This is a genomic window from Pseudomonas sp. 3B-A001-10F, assembly GCF_056313565.1.
Genome location: NZ_JBQYFW010000007.1, coordinates 99,473 through 115,151 on the forward strand (window position 1 = coordinate 99,473; position 15,679 = coordinate 115,151).

Annotated in this window: 16 protein-coding genes; 6 read left to right on the forward strand and 10 right to left on the reverse strand. The window is 59.1% G+C overall.

The genetic code is table 11. From position 1 onward, the window contains the following. Window positions 1–4: 4 nt before the first annotated feature. The 3 genes from AC0ZWN_RS09490 to folE2 are packed head-to-tail and all read right to left on the reverse strand — an operon-like array spanning window position 5 to window position 2,432. The gene (locus AC0ZWN_RS09490) at window positions 5–871 is read right to left on the reverse strand and encodes a metal ABC transporter permease (RefSeq protein WP_476334839.1); all 867 of its coding nucleotides are present in this window, start codon (window positions 869–871) and stop codon (window positions 5–7) included. Further along, window positions 871–1,539 (reverse strand): metal ABC transporter ATP-binding protein, encoded by a 669-nt coding sequence (locus tag AC0ZWN_RS09495; protein WP_476334840.1) that lies wholly within the window; start codon window positions 1,537–1,539, stop codon window positions 871–873. Before AC0ZWN_RS09495 ends, AC0ZWN_RS09490 begins: the two co-directional genes overlap by 1 nt. Then, window positions 1,536–2,432, reverse strand: a complete 897-nt coding sequence (gene folE2, locus AC0ZWN_RS09500) for a GTP cyclohydrolase FolE2 (protein WP_476334841.1) — start codon at window positions 2,430–2,432, stop codon at window positions 1,536–1,538. Before folE2 ends, AC0ZWN_RS09495 begins: the two co-directional genes overlap by 4 nt. 84 nt (window positions 2,433–2,516) lie before the next feature. Here folE2 and AC0ZWN_RS09505 point away from each other — a divergent pair, with 84 nt between their 5' ends. Beyond that, window positions 2,517–3,719, forward strand: a complete 1,203-nt coding sequence (locus AC0ZWN_RS09505) for an N-acetylmuramoyl-L-alanine amidase (protein WP_476334842.1) — start codon at window positions 2,517–2,519, stop codon at window positions 3,717–3,719. Here the strand turns inward: AC0ZWN_RS09505 and AC0ZWN_RS09510 are convergent. Further along, window positions 3,716–4,093: a glutamine synthetase gene (locus tag AC0ZWN_RS09510; RefSeq protein WP_476334844.1), complete on the reverse strand. Its 378-nt coding sequence runs from the start codon at window positions 4,091–4,093 to the stop codon at window positions 3,716–3,718. The two genes, AC0ZWN_RS09505 and AC0ZWN_RS09510, sit on opposite strands and share 4 nt — an antisense overlap. Window positions 4,094–4,315: 222 nt before the next feature. Here AC0ZWN_RS09510 and zigA point away from each other — a divergent pair, with 222 nt between their 5' ends. Continuing rightward, on the forward strand, window positions 4,316–5,521 hold the full coding sequence (gene zigA / locus AC0ZWN_RS09515; protein WP_476334845.1) for a zinc metallochaperone GTPase ZigA: 1,206 nt from the start codon (window positions 4,316–4,318) through the stop codon (window positions 5,519–5,521). Then, entirely contained in the window at window positions 5,521–6,165 is a 645-nt protein-coding gene (locus AC0ZWN_RS09520) for a DUF1826 domain-containing protein (protein WP_099757563.1), read from the forward strand. The genes zigA and AC0ZWN_RS09520 overlap by 1 nt, the downstream gene beginning before the upstream one ends. Window positions 6,166–6,169: 4 nt before the next feature. On the opposite strand, the gene AC0ZWN_RS09525 is transcribed toward AC0ZWN_RS09520, so the two are convergent. Further along, window positions 6,170–6,526: an NADH:ubiquinone oxidoreductase gene (locus AC0ZWN_RS09525; protein WP_099757562.1), complete on the reverse strand. Its 357-nt coding sequence runs from the start codon at window positions 6,524–6,526 to the stop codon at window positions 6,170–6,172. A 29-nt stretch (window positions 6,527–6,555) separates the two neighbouring features. Here AC0ZWN_RS09525 and AC0ZWN_RS09530 point away from each other — a divergent pair, with 29 nt between their 5' ends. Beyond that, a complete protein-coding gene (locus tag AC0ZWN_RS09530) occupies window positions 6,556–7,521 on the forward strand; it encodes a CobW family GTP-binding protein (protein WP_476334847.1) in 966 nt (321 codons plus the stop codon). A 78-nt stretch (window positions 7,522–7,599) separates the two neighbouring features. On the opposite strand, the gene AC0ZWN_RS09535 is transcribed toward AC0ZWN_RS09530, so the two are convergent. Further along, window positions 7,600–8,013, reverse strand: coding sequence for a DUF3301 domain-containing protein (locus AC0ZWN_RS09535; RefSeq protein WP_026000521.1), 414 nt, complete (start codon window positions 8,011–8,013; stop codon window positions 7,600–7,602). A 117-nt stretch (window positions 8,014–8,130) separates the two neighbouring features. On the opposite strand from AC0ZWN_RS09535, the gene pdxY reads away from it, so the two are divergent. Further along, window positions 8,131–9,003 (forward strand): pyridoxal kinase PdxY, encoded by an 873-nt coding sequence (gene pdxY / locus AC0ZWN_RS09540; RefSeq protein WP_422608980.1) that lies wholly within the window; start codon window positions 8,131–8,133, stop codon window positions 9,001–9,003. Window positions 9,004–9,130: 127 nt separating this feature from the next. Here the strand turns inward: pdxY and AC0ZWN_RS09545 are convergent, their stop codons facing one another. Then, window positions 9,131–9,613: an acyl-CoA thioesterase gene (locus tag AC0ZWN_RS09545; protein WP_003229693.1), complete on the reverse strand. Its 483-nt coding sequence runs from the start codon at window positions 9,611–9,613 to the stop codon at window positions 9,131–9,133. Between the two features lie 279 nt (window positions 9,614–9,892). Between AC0ZWN_RS09545 and AC0ZWN_RS09550 the strand changes: the two genes are divergently transcribed. Beyond that, entirely contained in the window at window positions 9,893–11,656 is a 1,764-nt protein-coding gene (locus AC0ZWN_RS09550; RefSeq protein ID WP_476334848.1) for a cation:proton antiporter, read from the forward strand. Between the two features lie 21 nt (window positions 11,657–11,677). Here AC0ZWN_RS09550 and AC0ZWN_RS09555 read toward each other — a convergent pair whose 3' ends face one another. From AC0ZWN_RS09555 to uvrD, 3 genes are all read right to left on the reverse strand, one after another. Then, entirely contained in the window at window positions 11,678–12,085 is a 408-nt protein-coding gene (locus AC0ZWN_RS09555; protein ID WP_003187120.1) for an SMI1/KNR4 family protein, read from the reverse strand. A gap of 138 nt (window positions 12,086–12,223) precedes the next feature. Next, window positions 12,224–13,099, reverse strand: a complete 876-nt coding sequence (locus tag AC0ZWN_RS09560) for a Tim44 domain-containing protein (protein WP_038359440.1) — start codon at window positions 13,097–13,099, stop codon at window positions 12,224–12,226. 297 nt (window positions 13,100–13,396) lie between these two features. After that, entirely contained in the window at window positions 13,397–15,580 is a 2,184-nt protein-coding gene (gene uvrD, locus AC0ZWN_RS09565; RefSeq protein ID WP_476334849.1) for a DNA helicase II, read from the reverse strand. Window positions 15,581–15,679 lie beyond the last annotated feature (99 nt).

Here is a 15,679-nt window from a genome sequence, read left to right on the forward strand (position 1 = left end):
CACCTCATTGGGATGTGAGCAAAGGCGGGCGGCGCAACAGACCGTGCACCGGCCCGAACACCACGGACAACAGATAGCCAAGGCCGGCGATCAGCACGATGGCCGGGCCGCTCGGCAACGAGTAGTAGAACGACAGCAGCAAGCCGAACCAGACCGAGAGGCAACCGATGACGGCCGCGATGGCAATCAGTGTCGGCAGCCGGCGGCTCCAGAATCGCGAAGCCGCAGCGGGAAGCATCATCAGGCCGACCACCATCAGCGCGCCGATGGCCTGGAAACCGATCACCAGATTGAGTACGACCAGCGTCAGGAACACGCCATGGGCGAGTGGGCCGAGGCGGCTGACGGTACTCAAGAACAACGGGTCGAGGGTGTCGAGCAGCAGCGGTTTGTAGATCAGCACCATGGCGAGCAGGCTGAATCCCGAAACCCACATCATGCCGGTGAGGGTCGGACCATCGACGGCCAGTGCCGAGCCGAACAGCAGGTGCAACAGGTCGAGGCGTTTGCCGGCGATGCCGAGGATGAGTACGCCACTGGCCAGCGAGATCGGATAGATCGCAGCGAGACTGGCGTCTTCGCGCAGGCCCGTGCGACGGGTGATCCAGGCGGCGAGACCAGCCATGCTCAAACCGGCGGCCAAGCCTCCCAGCGTTAGCGCGGGCAGGCTCAGTCCGGCAAACCAGAAGCCCAATGCCGCGCCGGGAAGGATACCGTGGGCCACGGCGTCACCAATCAGGCTCATCCGTCGCAGGATCAAGAACACGCCGAGGGGGGCGGTGCTGCACGCCAATACCAGTCCGCCGAGCAGGGCACGGCGCATGAACACGAACTCATTAAATGGTTGCCAGAGGTGGGCGACGGTGAGCATCAGGCCACCTGTGTGTGAGGTGTTTGCTGAATGAGTTCTGCGCTTGCACCAAACAGGCAGTCGCGGTTTTTGATCAGCAACGTTTTCGGGATGTGTTGGCGTACGGCGGCGAGGTCGTGACACACGACGACCAGTGTCCGACCTTCGCCGTGCCAGGCGTGGATGTGCTGCCAGAGCAACTGCTGACCGAGTTCATCGAGTGCGGCGTGGGGCTCGTCGAGCAGCAGCACCGGCGCGTCGGTCAGGCTCAGTCGAGCGAGCAGGGCGCGTTGCAGTTCGCCACCGGACAGGGCCATGAGTGGGCGTTGCTCGAGTCCGCTCAGGTGCCAGTTCGCCAGTGCGTCTTTCAGGCGCTGGCTTCGTAGTTGAGTCGAGAGCCTGCGTCCCCAGAAACCGGCGGCGACCAGATCTTCAAGGCTGATGGGGAATTGGCGATCCAGATGCTGTTGCTGGGGCAGAAAGGACAATCCGCTTTGACGTGGGACACTCAGCCCGACATTGCCTGCCAATGGCTTTTGTATTCCAGCGATCACTTTCAGCAGGCTGCTTTTGCCACAGCCGTTGGCACCGATGATTGCCGTCAGGCTGCCGCTGTCGAGTTCAAGGTCCAGGGGCACGGTCAGTGGTTGGCCGGGCGCACCCCAACTCAGGGATTGGCAGCGGATCATGCTTGCTCACGCTGCCAATGGCTTTCGGCGACGGCGTCGTGAGCGTGCAGACTTTCGGCGTGGATCACTCGCAGTTGAAATGCGCTGATACCGGGAGTACGTCGCAGGGCCAGATTCAGACGGCGTGCCGCGTCTTCGCAGAACATCAGGTTCTGCCCGTTGGCGAGGGCGAAGGCTTGTTCGTCTGCGCGTTTCACGGCGGTTTGTACGGCGGTGCCGAGGGCAGCTTCAGCGTCATTGATGATCACGCTAAGAGGAAACTCATCAATGAAGTCGTTGAGGTGAAGGTGCAATTGTGCTGTGCTGCGTTGGCTGTGAGGCGTGGCAAGGATGCCTTGGGTCGAGCCAAGCCATGCCAGAACGTCGGCGTGTTGTAGAGCTTTGTTGGCGAAGTCGGCGATGAATTTCTGCTGGATCAACTGTCGCGCCAAGGCTGCCGAGCAAGGGCAAGTTGAGGAGTAGGGCACTTCGATTTTGAGTTCCACGTGGAACACTTCATTTATCAGGCTGGCGAAAATGCTCGCGGGATATGACTTCCAGCCGGCCAATGGGCTGATCAGCGCTGACCTCTTTAGCAGCAAATCGGTGTGGATATTCAGGTAGGCGCGGGTGGATAGACCTTCGTGGCTTTGCAGGAAATCCTTGAGCACCTGATGCAGTAGCGCTGGGGACAGGTTCTTCTGTTCGAGTGCTTCCAAGGCCAGATACAGCCGCGACATGTGAATGCCACGCGCCTCGCCATCATCAAGACTGACACCCGCATCAGCCTTGGCGCTCAAGCGCTGACCCTCTAACAAAACAGGTAACGCAATGCCGCGCATGCCCACCCATTCGAGTGGCAAAGTTTGGCGTGCGGCCTGCGCGGCGATATCCGGAAGTGTCATCGAATTCATGTTCGGGACCGTCGTGTTGATTGAATTTGATGTTACATTATAACAATTCAAATCACGATGCCTTTTTCATGAACAGGCTTTCATATGCACAGACGCCACTTGCTTAATCTGATCCTGGCCAGCGCGGCCCTTGCCCTCCCTTTCAGTGTTTCAGCTACGCAAATTCGTAATGCGCGCCTATGGCGCTCGGATGAAAAGCTGCGATTGGTGTTCGATCTAAGCGGCCCGGTGCGCTATAAAACCTTCACGCTAACGGCCCCGGAACGTCTGATAATTGATGTGTCCAGTGCGAGCGTTGGCGCAGATTTCCGTCAGCTCGCGCTAAATGGAACGGTGATTCGTTCGATTCGCTCCGGGCCTTTTGGTCACGGTGACACACGGATTGTTCTGGATCTGAGCAGTCCGGTGCTGTTGAACAGCTTCCTTTTGGCGCCGCAGGACGGCCAGGGCCATCGCTTGGTTCTGGATCTGGTTAGCGCCAAATCAACGCCAAATACGCCAATGGTTCCACGTGAAACACCTGCGCTGAAAGCGCATCCCAGACGAGACATCATTGTTGTCGTTGACCCTGGGCACGGCGGAAAGGATCCCGGTGCTGTCGGTGCCAAGGGCGAAAGGGAAAAGGATGTGGTGCTTGCCATTGCGCAACTGCTCGCCAAACGCCTGAAAAAAGAGAGGGGCTTCGATGTAAAACTGGTGCGCAATGACGACTTTTTCGTGCCGTTGCGCAAGCGCGTGGAGATCGCGCGTCAGCATAAGGCGGACATGTTTATCTCAGTGCATGCCGATGCAGCGCCGCGTCTGACTGCTTCCGGCGCGTCGGTCTATTGCCTGTCTGAGGGCGGTGCGACATCGGCGACGGCGCGCTTCATGGCGCAGCGCGAGAATGGTGCGGATCTGCTCGGCGCCACCAGTCTACTCAACCTGAAAGATAAGGATCCGATGCTGGCGGGGGTGATTCTCGACATGTCGATGAATGCGACGATCGCTGCCAGTCTGCAGTTGGGCAGCACGGTACTTGGCAGTCTGGCCGGCATCACTACGCTGCATCAGAAGCGTGTGGAACAGGCAGGATTCGCGGTCCTGAAATCGCCAGACGTACCTTCAATTCTGGTGGAGACCGGCTTCATTTCCAATGCGCGCGACAGTCAACGGCTGGTTACTGCGCGACATCAGCAGGCTGTGGCCAACGGTTTGTTTGAAGGATTGCAGCATTATTTTGCAAAGAATCCGCCCATCGACAGCTACCTTGCCTGGCAGCAGGCGCAGAAAAACACCCAGGTTTAACAGCCGGTAATGCGGCTGCAGGTGAATTTTGCGCTGCTGCCGCCCGAGCTGGAGAAACGATTGATGGTCGTCCAGCCGACACGTCGGGTGTAGCCAACCCAGGCTTCGCCATCAGTGGCGATCCCAGTGAAGAAGGTCAATTGGCCGAAACGGCTGTTGGTCTGCGCCCAATAACGTTGGCCATTCTTCTCAAAACCGCGCAGATAGAGGGTGTTGCCGACGGTATTGACGCTATAGGCATTGCCATCGGCGTCGACACACGCCAGCAAGTTGGCGCTGCGTGTGCAGCTGGCTAGCGCTGGCAATTGCGCAAAAGCGTTACCAGCCAGCAACAGCCCAAGGCTCAAGATCGAGCATTTCAGCGCATTTTCCATGGTGATTTCCGGGCTCGGTATTGGCACAGCTTCCAACTCTTTGTCGATCAAGACAAGAGAAGGCTGGTTTGTTCTTATTGTTATACTATAACATTAATTCGAATTAAGCCTGGGCAGGCCAACTTCAAAGCGTTTGTTTGCTACGCAATTCACAGTGGGAAGCGCAAAACGCCCTGCGCAAGCAAAAGCGCAAATTGGTCGCCATCCGAAGAGGATTATCCAATGTCAGCAGAGTTGCCCGTCACCGTACTTTCAGGATTTCTCGGCGCCGGAAAAAGTACACTTTTGAATTACGTACTACGTAATCGAGAGGGTTTGCGCGTGGCTGTTATCGTTAATGATATGAGCGAGATCAACATTGATGGCAGCGAAGTCCAGCGTGATGTCAGCCTGAACCGCGCCGAAGAAAAAATAGTCGAAATGAGTAACGGCTGCATCTGCTGTACGTTACGCGAAGACCTGCTGGAAGAGGTCAGCAAGCTGGCCCGTGAAAATCGCTTCGATTATCTCCTGATCGAATCCACCGGGATTTCCGAGCCGTTGCCCGTGGCAGAGACGTTTACCTTCCGCGATGAGCACGGCCAGAGTCTCTCCGACATCGCGCGTCTGGACACCATGGTCACTGTAGTCGACGGTGTGAACTTCCTGCCGGACTACCAGGCAGCGGAAAGCCTCGCGTCCCGTGGCGAGATCCTTGGCGAAGAAGACGAACGCTCCATCACCGATCTGTTGATCGAACAGATCGAGTTCGCCGACGTGTTGCTGATCAGCAAGATCGACTTGATCAGCCAGCGCGAGCGTGAGGAGTTGATCGCGATCCTCCAGCGTCTCAACGCCCAAGCGGAAATCATCCCGATGGTGATGGGTGAGGTGCCGCTGGAGAAAATCCTCAACACCGGGCGTTTCGACTTCGAGAGAGCCGCACAGGCACCGGGTTGGTTGCAGGAATTACGCGGCGAACACCTGCCGGAAACCGATGAGTACGGCATCGCCTCCACAGCCTATCGCGCCCGTCGGCCCTTTCACCCGCAACGCTTTTTCAGCTTTATCGATCGTCCTTGGCTGAACGGGAAATTGCTGCGCTCCAAAGGCTTCTTCTGGCTCGCGAGCAAACCCACCGACGCCGGCAGCTGGTCGCAAGCCGGTGGTTTGATGCGCCACGGTTTTGCCGGGCGCTGGTGGCGTTTCGTGCCAAAGGAGCAGTGGCCACAAGATCAGGAAAGCACCGCCGCGATCATGGAAAACTGGCTGTCGAGCGTAGGAGACTGCCGCCAGGAGCTGGTGTTTATCGGTCAAAATATTGATTTCCTACAGCTCTCAGCCGAACTGGATGCCTGCCTGCTCAACGATGAAGAAATGGCGCTCGGTGTCGAAGGCTGGCAATTGTTGCCCGATCCGTTCGGCCCTTGGCACGAAGAGGCTGCCTGATGCTCGCGCTAAAGCTGCTGCAGAACCGTACGCGCCATCAGCATCAAGGTCCGACACCGAAAGCGTTGACGCGAATCCTCGAAGACGACACCAACCTCGCCGTCTGGCAACGCCAACTGCCGTTGCACATCAGCGAGTTCGCTCACCTGCTGCTGTCGCTCAATGAGCCCTTGGCGGAATCGTTGTGCCTTGAGTTGCCGGATGAGGACGCCGAGCCTGATCTCACCGGTGTGGCATCAGGCTTCCGTGATCTGGAAGGCTACGAGGGCTTTATCGCCGACCTGAAATGGCTGGTCAGCGCATTCGCCTGCTTACTGGGGGCAAAGCGCGTGGGCCTGCGCCTGCGGGTACTGGATAAAGCCATGTGTCCACGCTTCCATGTCGATCACGTGCCGGTGCGACTGATCACGACTTATGCGGGTGTTGGCAGCCAATGGCTCAAGGAAGGTGCGATGGATCGCAGTCAGCTGGGGCAGGCCAACGCCGAGCCCCACGTGCAAATCCAGCAACTCAACAGCGGCGACGTGGCGCTGTTGAAAGGCGAGAAATGGCACGGCAATGAAGGCTTTGGCCTGATCCACCGCTCGCCGCACCCGGACGCGGGGCAGCGCCGTCTGATACTGACCCTCGACTGGCTCGGCTGACGCCTCAAGGCTTGAGCCACTTACCCTGGCTCAGGCCTTCGCAGTACGGTTGCAGATACGCCGCATCCGTGGCCACGCCGTAATAGTGGATATCCTGGCGATAGGGCATATTGGCGACTTGCGCGTTGCTGCACACGCCAAATGCACCGCTCGGGCACTGATCGACGTACTGCACTTCGACTTTCTGCCCGGCCAGCGTCGGCTGGCAGAAACCGTCGTTGAACAGTTTCTCCGGGATATTGCGGTTCTGCTGACAGACTTTGACGTCGAGCCGCTCGCCCTGACTGTGCACCACGCAGGCCTGGGCCCATGCTTCACTCGACAGCAGCGCCAACAGCAACGACCATCCCCTCCAACGCATCTTTGAATCTCCCAAGAAAGCTCCCGGCCATGTTGCAGAACATTCCTACCCATGTCATTGCTGGCCCTTTGGGCGCCGGCAAAACCAGCCTGATTCGCCAACTCATGGCCCAGCGTCCAGAAGGTGAACGTTGGGCGGTATTGATCAACGAGTTCGGCCAGATCGGCCTCGACGCCGCCCTGTTGACGAGTGACGCCGAGGGTATCGCACTGGGCGAAGTGGCCGGCGGCTGCCTGTGTTGCGTCAACGGCGCGCCGTTTCAGATTGGCCTGGGGCGGTTGTTGCGCAAGGCGAAGCCGGATCGGTTGTTTATCGAACCGTCCGGGCTGGGGCATCCGGCGCAGCTGATTAGCCAGTTGAATGAGGCGCCGTGGCGAGGTGTGCTGGCGGTGCAGCCGTGTGTGCTGGTGCTGGATGCTCAAGCGCTGCAGGCAGGGAAAGCCTTGTCGGTAGCGCAACAAGAAGCCTTGGAAACCGCTGGCCTGCTGTTGTTGAACAAGGCTGAAAACCTTGATGACAGGGCCAGAGAAAAAATCGCCAGCCAGTTGCCGGCAGTGCCGTTGGTCTGGACTCAAGAGGCGCAACTAAGCCTGGGCGAACTGCCGGGCCTAGCCGCAAAAGCGGTCAACGGTGTGGATAATTTGGCCGTACCCAAGGGATTAGGACAAATGCCGGCCGTCTGGACTGATCCGACGCTGCCGATTTGCCTGAGTCAGGCGCAGGAGGGAGGCTGGAGTATTGGTTGGCGTTGGCATCCTGGACAGACGTTCGACAAGCGGCACATTGCTGACTGGCTAGCCAGCCTCAATTGGCAGCGGGCGAAACTGGTTATCCACAGCTCGGAGGGTTGGGTGTCGGCTAATGCTCTGAATAATGCCGAACTGATCTGGCAAGCCAGCGAATGGCGAAAAGATTCGCGACTCGAGCTGATCTTCGCTGAGGCACAGAGTGTTGAAGTGTTGCAGCGGGAGCTATTGGGGTGTCGGGAGGGTTAGATCAAAAGATCGCAGCCTTCGGCAGCTCCTACATGGGATTTTTGTGCACCCTTTAGAAGCTGTCGAAGGCTGCGATTTTTACGGTTTCCACTTCGTATGTTCTTGCCGCCACTGGCTCAACTCGATCACTTCCGCCCGCGGCTTGTGCACTTCCACTACTGGCGGCGTGTCGTCGAACGGTGCCGGGTAGGGCGCCAGTTCGATCTGCGCACTGTGCGCGCCAAACTGGGTGATGGTGCCGTTATGCCGGGTTTCGCCGGTCACGGTGAATTCAAAGTTGTACACCCGCGCCAGTCGTCGGCGACCGTTGGCGTCCTTGATGAAACCGATCTTCTTCAGGGCAACGTTGCCGTCGAGCAACTCGACCCGTACGTTCAGGCAATGCTGTTTGACCCGCTCCAGCGCGCGCTCGCGCAAGCCGTGGTTGTGCCATAACCACGCGCCGGCAGCGGCGAACAGTATCAGCACGAAGATGTTTTCCAGGGTCAGCATCAACATCGAACTCCAAAAGATAGCGTCAGCTTAACTGCGTCGCTGGTCTGTCGTACAGGCTGCGTTTCGTCGCATACTGCGCGGCTTGAATTTCAATCGTTTTACGGAATGACCCGAATGAAACGTACGCCTCATCTGCTCGCCATTCAGTCCCATGTGGTGTTCGGCCACGCCGGCAACAGCGCCGCGGTTTTTCCGATGCAGCGGGTCGGGGTTAATGTCTGGCCGCTCAACACCGTGCAGTTTTCCAACCACACCCAGTACGGTCAGTGGGCCGGCGAAGTGCTGGCACCGCAACAGATTCCCGAGCTGGTCGAAGGGATTGCTGCGATTGGCGAGCTGGGCAATTGCGATGCGGTGCTGTCCGGTTACCTCGGCAGCGCGGCGCAGGGCCGGGCGATTCTCAGCGGCGTCGAGCGCATCAAATCGGTCAATCCGAAGGCGCTGTATCTGTGCGATCCGGTGATGGGCCATCCGGAGAAGGGCTGCAGCGTGCCGACCGAGGTCAGTGATTTCCTGTTGGATGAGGCGGCGGCCGTGGCGGACATCATGTGTCCGAACCAGTTGGAGCTGGACAGCTTCTCCGGGCGCAAGCCGCAGTCGCTGTTCGATTGCCTGGCAATGGCGCGGGCCTTGCTGGCGCGCGGGCCGAAAGCAGTACTGGTCAAGCATCTGGATTATCCGGGCAAACCGGCCGATGGCTTTGAAATGCTACTGGTGACGGCTGAAGGCAGCTGGCATCTGCGCCGTCCGTTGCTGGCGTTCCCGCGTCAGCCAGTGGGTGTGGGCGATCTGACATCCGGCCTGTTCCTGGCGCGGGTGCTGCTGGGTGACAGTCTGGTGGCGGCGTTCGAATTCACCGCGGCGGCGGTGCATGAGGTGCTGCTGGAAACTCAAGCCTGCGCCAGCTATGAGCTGCAACTGGTGCGGGCGCAGGACCGGATTGCGCATCCGCGGGTGAAGTTCGAGGCGACGGCGATCAGTCTATAAGACCGCGCTGCCCCCATTCGCGAGCAAGCTCGCTCCCACATTTGGTTTTGTGTACGCCACAGGTCCAGTGTGGGAGCGAGCTTGCTCGCGAAGGCTATAGCTCAGACAGCATCAGTTCAAAGACTGATCAGGCGTCGCCCTTGATCTCCTGATAGCGCTTCTCCAGCTCCTGACGAATCTGCCGACGCTGCTGCGCCTGCATGTAACGACGTTTGTCTTCACTGTTCTGCGGTTGCAGCGGCGGCACGGCGGCCGGCTTACGCTGGTCATCCACCGCGACCATGGTGAAGAAGCAACTGTTGGTGTGGCGCACCGAGCGCTCGCGGATGTTCTCGGTAACGACTTTGATACCGACTTCCATTGAGGTGTTGCCGGTGTAGTTGACCGACGCGAGGAAGGTCACCAGTTCGCCGACATGGATCGGCTCGCGAAAAATCACCTGATCCACCGACAGCGTCACCACGTAGCGACCGGCATAACGGCTCGCGCAGGCGTAGGCCACTTCGTCGAGGTATTTGAGCAGGGTGCCACCGTGGACATTGCCAGAGAAGTTGGCCATGTCGGGGGTCATCAGTACCGTCATCGACAGCTGGGCGTTTCCGGGTTCCATAACGTTCTCACGGATCAAGGCTGATTGCTGGAAGCACCTCTGCGGGTGCCTGGTCGCTTTTCAAAAGCACCGTTATCGGGACGCCGGGCGACTGGCCGCCGTCACGCCGGAATCGATCTGTTTCCTTATATTGCACCGCATTCCAGGCGGAAGTCGCGGTGTTACCCTGCAAAAGCCCGCCTCAAGGGCAATTCCCACATCAAAAGCGGATTTTTACCTAGCTCGCTCAGACATTTCTGACGTCTGTGCGCGAGCCTCGTCATTCAAGGAGCCCACGCCATGCATGCCATCAGTTTTATTCAAGACCTGGCAGTGATCATGTTGGTCGCAGGTGTGGTGACCGTGTTGTTTCATCGCTTCAAACAGCCGGTGGTGCTCGGTTACATCGTCGCCGGCTTCATCATCGGCCCGCACACCCCGCCGTTCGGTCTGATCCACGACGAAGAAACCATCAAGACCCTCGCCGAACTCGGGGTGATTTTCCTGATGTTCTGCCTGGGTCTGGAGTTCAGCCTGCGCAAGCTGTTCAAGGTCGGCGCCACGGCGTTTATTGCGGCGTTCCTCGAGATCGTCCTGATGATCTGGATCGGCTATGAAATCGGCCGCTGGTTCGACTGGAACACCATGGACTCGCTGTTCCTCGGCGCGATTCTTGCGATCTCCTCGACCACCATCATCGTCAAGGCCCTCAATGATCTGAAGATGAAAAACGAGCGCTTTGCGCAGTTGATCTTCGGCGTGCTGATCGTCGAAGACATCCTCGGCATCGGCATCATCGCACTGCTTTCAAGCATCGCCGTCAGCGGCACGGTCAGTTCCGGAGAAGTGTTTTCCACGGTTGGCAAACTGTCGCTGTTCATGATCGTCGCGCTGGTCATCGGCATTCTGCTGGTGCCGCGATTGCTGGCCTATGTGGCCAAATTCGAAAGCAACGAGATGCTGCTGATCACCGTGCTGGGCCTGTGTTTCGGCTTCTGTCTGCTGGTAGTCAAACTCGAATACAGCATGGTACTCGGTGCGTTCCTGATCGGCGCGATCATGGCCGAGTCGCGACAACTGCTAAAAATCGAGCGTCTGATCGAGCCGGTTCGCGACCTGTTCAGCGCGATCTTCTTTGTCGCTATCGGGCTGATGCTCGACCCGATGATTCTGCTCGAATACGCGTGGCCGATTGCGGTGATCACCGTAGCCGTTGTACTCGGCAAGATGTTGTCCTGCGGTCTCGGAGCGTTTATCGCCGGCAATGACGGACGTACCTCACTGCGCGTGGGGATGGGGCTGTCACAGATTGGCGAATTTTCCTTCATCATCGCCGCTCTCGGGATGACGTTGCAGGTGACCAGTAACTTCCTCTATCCGGTCGCCGTGGCGGTGTCGGTGATTACCACTTTGCTGACGCCGTATCTGATCCGCGCGGCTGATCCGCTGTCGATCAAGTTGTCCGCGGCTGTGCCCAAGCCTCTCGGCCGCGTGCTGGGCATGTATGGCGAATGGCTGCGCAGCATTCAGCCGCAAGGCGAGAGTGCAATGCTGGCGTCAATCATTCGCAAGATCTTGCTGCAAGTCGGCGTCAACCTGGCGCTGGTGATTGCGATCTTCTTCGCCGGCGCGTATTTCGCTGAACGCATCTCGCTGTGGCTGCAAGACTGGATCAGCGATCCGAGCTGGCAGAAGGCGTTGATCTGGGGCGGGGCATTGTTGGTGTCGTTGCCGTTCCTGATCGCCGCTTATCGCAAGCTCAAGGCGTTGTCGATGCTGCTGGCGGAGATGGGTGTGAAGCCCGAGATGGCCGGGCGTCACACACAGCGAGTGCGCCGGGTGATCTCCGAAGTGATCCCGATTCTCTCGCTGCTGGTGATTTTCCTGCTGCTGGCAGCCTTGTCGGCCAGTATCTTGCCGACCAACAAGTTGCTGGTACTGATCGCCGTGGTCGCGGCCGCCGTGGCGGCGCTGCTCTGGCGCTGGTTCATCCGCGTGCATACGCGGATGCAGGTGGCCTTGCTGGAAACCCTCGACAACCATAAGGAGTCATCGGGGCATTGACCATCTGGGGCGTTTGGCGGATCAGCTTTCCAGCCAGACGTCTCGCGCCCAGTGCCACACCGACTCCCAGGTTTCCTCGGCAATCAGCTCTTCTTCGGCCTGCCACAGCACCACAGTGCCGTCTTCTTCGACGCAGTAGTAATCATCGCCGTCCTGGCAGATTGGAATCAGGCTGCGATCCACGCCGGCATCCCAAGCGTTGGCGGCGACATCCGGCAAGTAGGTGTGCGATTGCGGGTCGGTGACAGTTACCGGCTCCAGGCTACCGTAAACCACATCGCTGACGGTCAGCAAAAACTCTCTGAAGACAAACGGAATGTCGATGAACAGCTGTTCTTCGATTTCGACCAGCAGATCTTCGTCAGGCAACTCCAATGGAACCGGCACGGGTTCGTTGGCTTCACGCAGTTGTTCGATGATTTCTTCCACGTCCGGGATCCTCTTGCTTGAATGGCGCGGTTTATATGGGCCGGTTTATACAGTAGCTCGCTATAGATGCAACCGCGAAATAGAAAACCCCAGCCGAGGCTGGGGTTTTTTATTACGGCAAGTGAAGCCTGGAAGGGATCAGCCGTTCTGGCGGATACCGGCCACCAGCCAAGGCTGGTTCTCGCCCTGCGGACGTTCCATGTTCCAGCTTTCGCTGAACACTTCGCCCTGGTCGAAGCGCGAGGTTTTCGAAACACCGCTGAAGGTCAGAGTGGCGATGGTCTTGTCGGCACGGTCATCCACGCCGTCCAGTTGTACCTGGAGGTTGTCGATGTAGGTCGACTGGAACGCGTCGCCCAGATCTGCACGCTCACGCTTGAGGAACTCAAGCATTTGCGGGGTCACGAACTCGGCGATCTTGTCCATTTCGTTGGCGTCCCAGTGCTGCTGCAGCGACTGGAAGTGGCTGCGTGCAGCTTCAAGGAAGTTCTGCTCGTTGAACCAGGCCGGCGCGTTGATCACCGGACGGGCGGCAGCAGGTGCAGCCGAACCACCGAAGATCGAACCCATGGCGGCAGGCTTTTGCTCGAACACTTCACGCTGCATCGGCGCGCCGGCCGGAGCGAACTGCTCCTGCTGCTTGCGTCGACGCGCGGCGATGAAGCGGAAGATCACGAACGCGATCACGGCCATGATCAGGATGTCGAAGATCTGCATGCCCTGGAAGCCGCCGCCCATGAACATGGAAGCGAGCAGGCCACCGGCGGCGATACCGGCCAGAGGGCCGAGCCATTTCGAAGCACCGCCGGCCTTGGCAGCAGCGCCAGCGGCACCGGCAGCACCTGCGGTCGCAGCGGCGCCGCCGACACCTGGAGAAGAAGGAGCCATCTGGCTGGTCTGGTGCGTCGGCGCAGCGCCGGCGCTTTTGCCACCACCAAAGCGCTTGGCGTTGGCGTCGAGGCTCATCGTCAGGCCGATGCACAACGCCATGGCGATGCTAAGAAAACGTTTCATAAAGGGAATTCCCGTTTGTGGAGACACGCGCGCCATGTTGCACAGCTGAAGTGTTACTGGCTAGCGAGAGAGTGTTTCGGGCTTTTGCCTGACAGGTCGCGTTCAGCTTCGCGAGGCAATAAGAGCGTGTACTTTTGGCTGTAGGAAAAGGAGATAGGTTCCGCAGGATTGTTGGTCAGAACACCAAACCCTGTGGGAGCGAGCTTGCTCGCGAAAGCCGCACCGCGGTCTATCAGATAAACCGCAGCGATTTCATTCGCGAGCAGGCTCGCTCCCACAAAAACAGCAAAACTGGTATCAGATCGCTTCCAGCTTGGCGTAACCGAGCATCAGCCATTTGCTGCCTTCGCTGAAATTCACCTGCACCCGTGCCTGGGCGCCGGCGCCTTCGAAGTTGAGGATCACCCCGTCACCAAAGATCGAATGGCGTACCGCCTGACCGAGGCTGAAACCCGTTTCCGGAATCTCGCTGCCGCTGAACAGATTGCTGCCGCTCATCGACTGATTGCCGCCGAACGGTCGGCTGACGCTGTTCGACAAGCGCACTTCCTGAATCAGGCCTTTCGGTACTTCGCGCACGAAGCGCGAAACCTTGTTGTAGGTCTCGCTGCCGTACAGGCGTCGGGTTTCAGCATAGGTCATCACCAGATTCTGCATCGCCCGGGTAATCCCCACGTAAGCCAGACGCCGCTCTTCTTCGAGACGCCCCGGTTCTTCCAGGCTCATCTTGTGCGGGAACAGGCCTTCTTCCATGCCCACGAGGAACACGTAAGGGAATTCCAGGCCTTTGGCGCTGTGCAGGGTCATCAGCTGAATGCTGTCTTCGTGTTCGTCAGCCTGAGTGTCCCCGGCTTCCAGCGAAGCATGGCCGAGGAACGCCGCCAGTGGCGTCAGCTCTTCGTCCTCTTCGGTGTTCTCGAAGTTGCGCGCGGCGCTGACCAGTTCCTCAAGGTTTTCTACCCGGGCCTGGCCTTTCTCGCCTTTTTCCGCTTCGTGATAGGCGATCAGGCCGGACTGCTCGATGACGGTTTGCGTCATCAAATGCAGCGGCATTTCCAAGCACTTGGCGGCGAGATTTTCGATCAGCTCGATAAACGCACCCAGCGCCCCGGCGGCGCGACCGGTCAGGCCTTTGTTGGCGACCAGTTGGCGCATCGCTTCCCACATCGACACATCGCTGTGGCGTGCATGGTCGCGAATCGCTTCGACGGTTTTTTCACCGATGCCACGGGCTGGAACGTTGATTACCCGCTCCAGCGCCGCATCGTTGCCACGACCTTCGAGCAAACGCAGGTACGCCATGGCGTTCTTGATTTCCGCCCGTTCGAAGAAGCGCTGGCCACCATAAATGCGGTAGGGAATGCGCTCACGCAGCAAGGCTTCTTCGAGAACGCGCGACTGGGCGTTGGAGCGGTACAGAATCGCGATATCGCTGCGGGCCAAGCCGGTTTTCAGCGCGCTTTCGATGGTTTCGACAACATAGCGTGCTTCGTCGTGCTCGTTGAACGCGGCGTACAGATTGATCGCTTCGCCGTCGCCGCCGTCGGTCCACAGCTCTTTGCCCAGACGTCCGGTATTGTTGGCGATCAAGGCGTTCGCGGCCTTGAGGATGCCGGCGGTGGAGCGGTAGTTCTGCTCCAGACGAATGGTCACCGAATCCGCGAAGTCGGAAGAATACTGATGAATGTTCTCGATTTTCGCGCCGCGCCAGCCGTAGATCGACTGGTCGTCGTCGCCGACCACCATCAGGCTGTCGCCACCCTTGCCAAGCAAGCGCAACCAGGCGTACTGCACGGCGTTGGTGTCCTGGAACTCGTCCACCAGAATATGGCGGAAGCGCTTTTGATAATGCGCCAGCAGGCCCGGGTGATCGCGCCACAGGTCGAGGGCACGCAGCAGCAGTTCGGAGAAATCGATGACGCCGGCACGCTGGCACGCCGCCTCATAGGCCTCATAGATGCCGCGCATGGTCGCCAGGTACAAATCGCCGCTGGCCTGAATGTGTTGCGGACGCAGGCCTTCGTCTTTCTGGCCATTGATGAACCACTGCGCCTGACGCGCCGGCCAGCGTTGCTCGTCGAGGCCGAGTTCGCGGATCACCCGTTTGACCAGTCGTTGCTGGTCATCGCTGTCGAGAATCTGGAAAGTCTGGCTCAGGCCTGCTTCCTGCCAGTGCGCCCGCAGCAAGCGGTGCGCCAGGCCGTGGAAAGTGCCGACCCACATGCCGGCCGGGTTGATCCCCAGCAACTGCTCGATGCGATGACGCATCTCGGCAGCGGCCTTGTTGGTGAAGGTCACCGACAGAATGGAGTGGGGCGAGGCGTTTTCGACCTGGATCAACCAGGCGATACGGTGCACCAGCACTCGGGTTTTACCGGAGCCAGCACCGGCCAGGACCAACTGACGGCCAACGGGGGCTGCTACGGCCTGGCGTTGGGCATCGTTGAGGGAGTTCAGCAGAAGGGAGAGATCATCGCGCATCGGGGCATTCTAGGGTGCGCCGCAGGCCCGGGCAAACCGAGCTTTGCATTAGCCGATGAAACTCCTGTCGATGACGACCGGTCGGTCACTGGCTACAGG

Excerpts from the sequence above, each read along its gene's own strand:
- AC0ZWN_RS09525 (WP_099757562.1), bottom strand. The coding sequence starts at position 6,526 with ATGCGTTGGAGGGGATGGTCGTTGCTGTTGGCGCTGCTGTCGAGTGAA.
- AC0ZWN_RS09560 (WP_038359440.1), bottom strand. The coding sequence starts at position 13,099 with ATGAAACGTTTTCTTAGCATCGCCATGGCGTTGTGCATCGGCCTGACG.
- AC0ZWN_RS09520 (WP_099757563.1), top strand. The coding sequence starts at position 5,521 with ATGCTCGCGCTAAAGCTGCTGCAGAACCGTACGCGCCATCAGCATCAA.
- folE2 (WP_476334841.1), bottom strand. The coding sequence starts at position 2,432 with ATGAATTCGATGACACTTCCGGATATCGCCGCGCAGGCCGCACGCCAA.
- AC0ZWN_RS09545 (WP_003229693.1), bottom strand. The coding sequence starts at position 9,613 with ATGGAACCCGGAAACGCCCAGCTGTCGATGACGGTACTGATGACCCCC.
- AC0ZWN_RS09495 (WP_476334840.1), bottom strand. The coding sequence starts at position 1,539 with ATGATCCGCTGCCAATCCCTGAGTTGGGGTGCGCCCGGCCAACCACTG.
- AC0ZWN_RS09490 (WP_476334839.1), bottom strand. The coding sequence starts at position 871 with ATGCTCACCGTCGCCCACCTCTGGCAACCATTTAATGAGTTCGTGTTC.
- uvrD (WP_476334849.1), bottom strand. The coding sequence starts at position 15,580 with ATGCGCGATGATCTCTCCCTTCTGCTGAACTCCCTCAACGATGCCCAA.
- pdxY (WP_422608980.1), top strand. The coding sequence starts at position 8,131 with ATGAAACGTACGCCTCATCTGCTCGCCATTCAGTCCCATGTGGTGTTC.
- AC0ZWN_RS09550 (WP_476334848.1), top strand. The coding sequence starts at position 9,893 with ATGCATGCCATCAGTTTTATTCAAGACCTGGCAGTGATCATGTTGGTC.
- AC0ZWN_RS09505 (WP_476334842.1), top strand. The coding sequence starts at position 2,517 with ATGCACAGACGCCACTTGCTTAATCTGATCCTGGCCAGCGCGGCCCTT.
- AC0ZWN_RS09535 (WP_026000521.1), bottom strand. The coding sequence starts at position 8,013 with ATGCTGACCCTGGAAAACATCTTCGTGCTGATACTGTTCGCCGCTGCC.
- zigA (WP_476334845.1), top strand. The coding sequence starts at position 4,316 with ATGTCAGCAGAGTTGCCCGTCACCGTACTTTCAGGATTTCTCGGCGCC.
- AC0ZWN_RS09510 (WP_476334844.1), bottom strand. The coding sequence starts at position 4,093 with ATGGAAAATGCGCTGAAATGCTCGATCTTGAGCCTTGGGCTGTTGCTG.
- AC0ZWN_RS09530 (WP_476334847.1), top strand. The coding sequence starts at position 6,556 with ATGTTGCAGAACATTCCTACCCATGTCATTGCTGGCCCTTTGGGCGCC.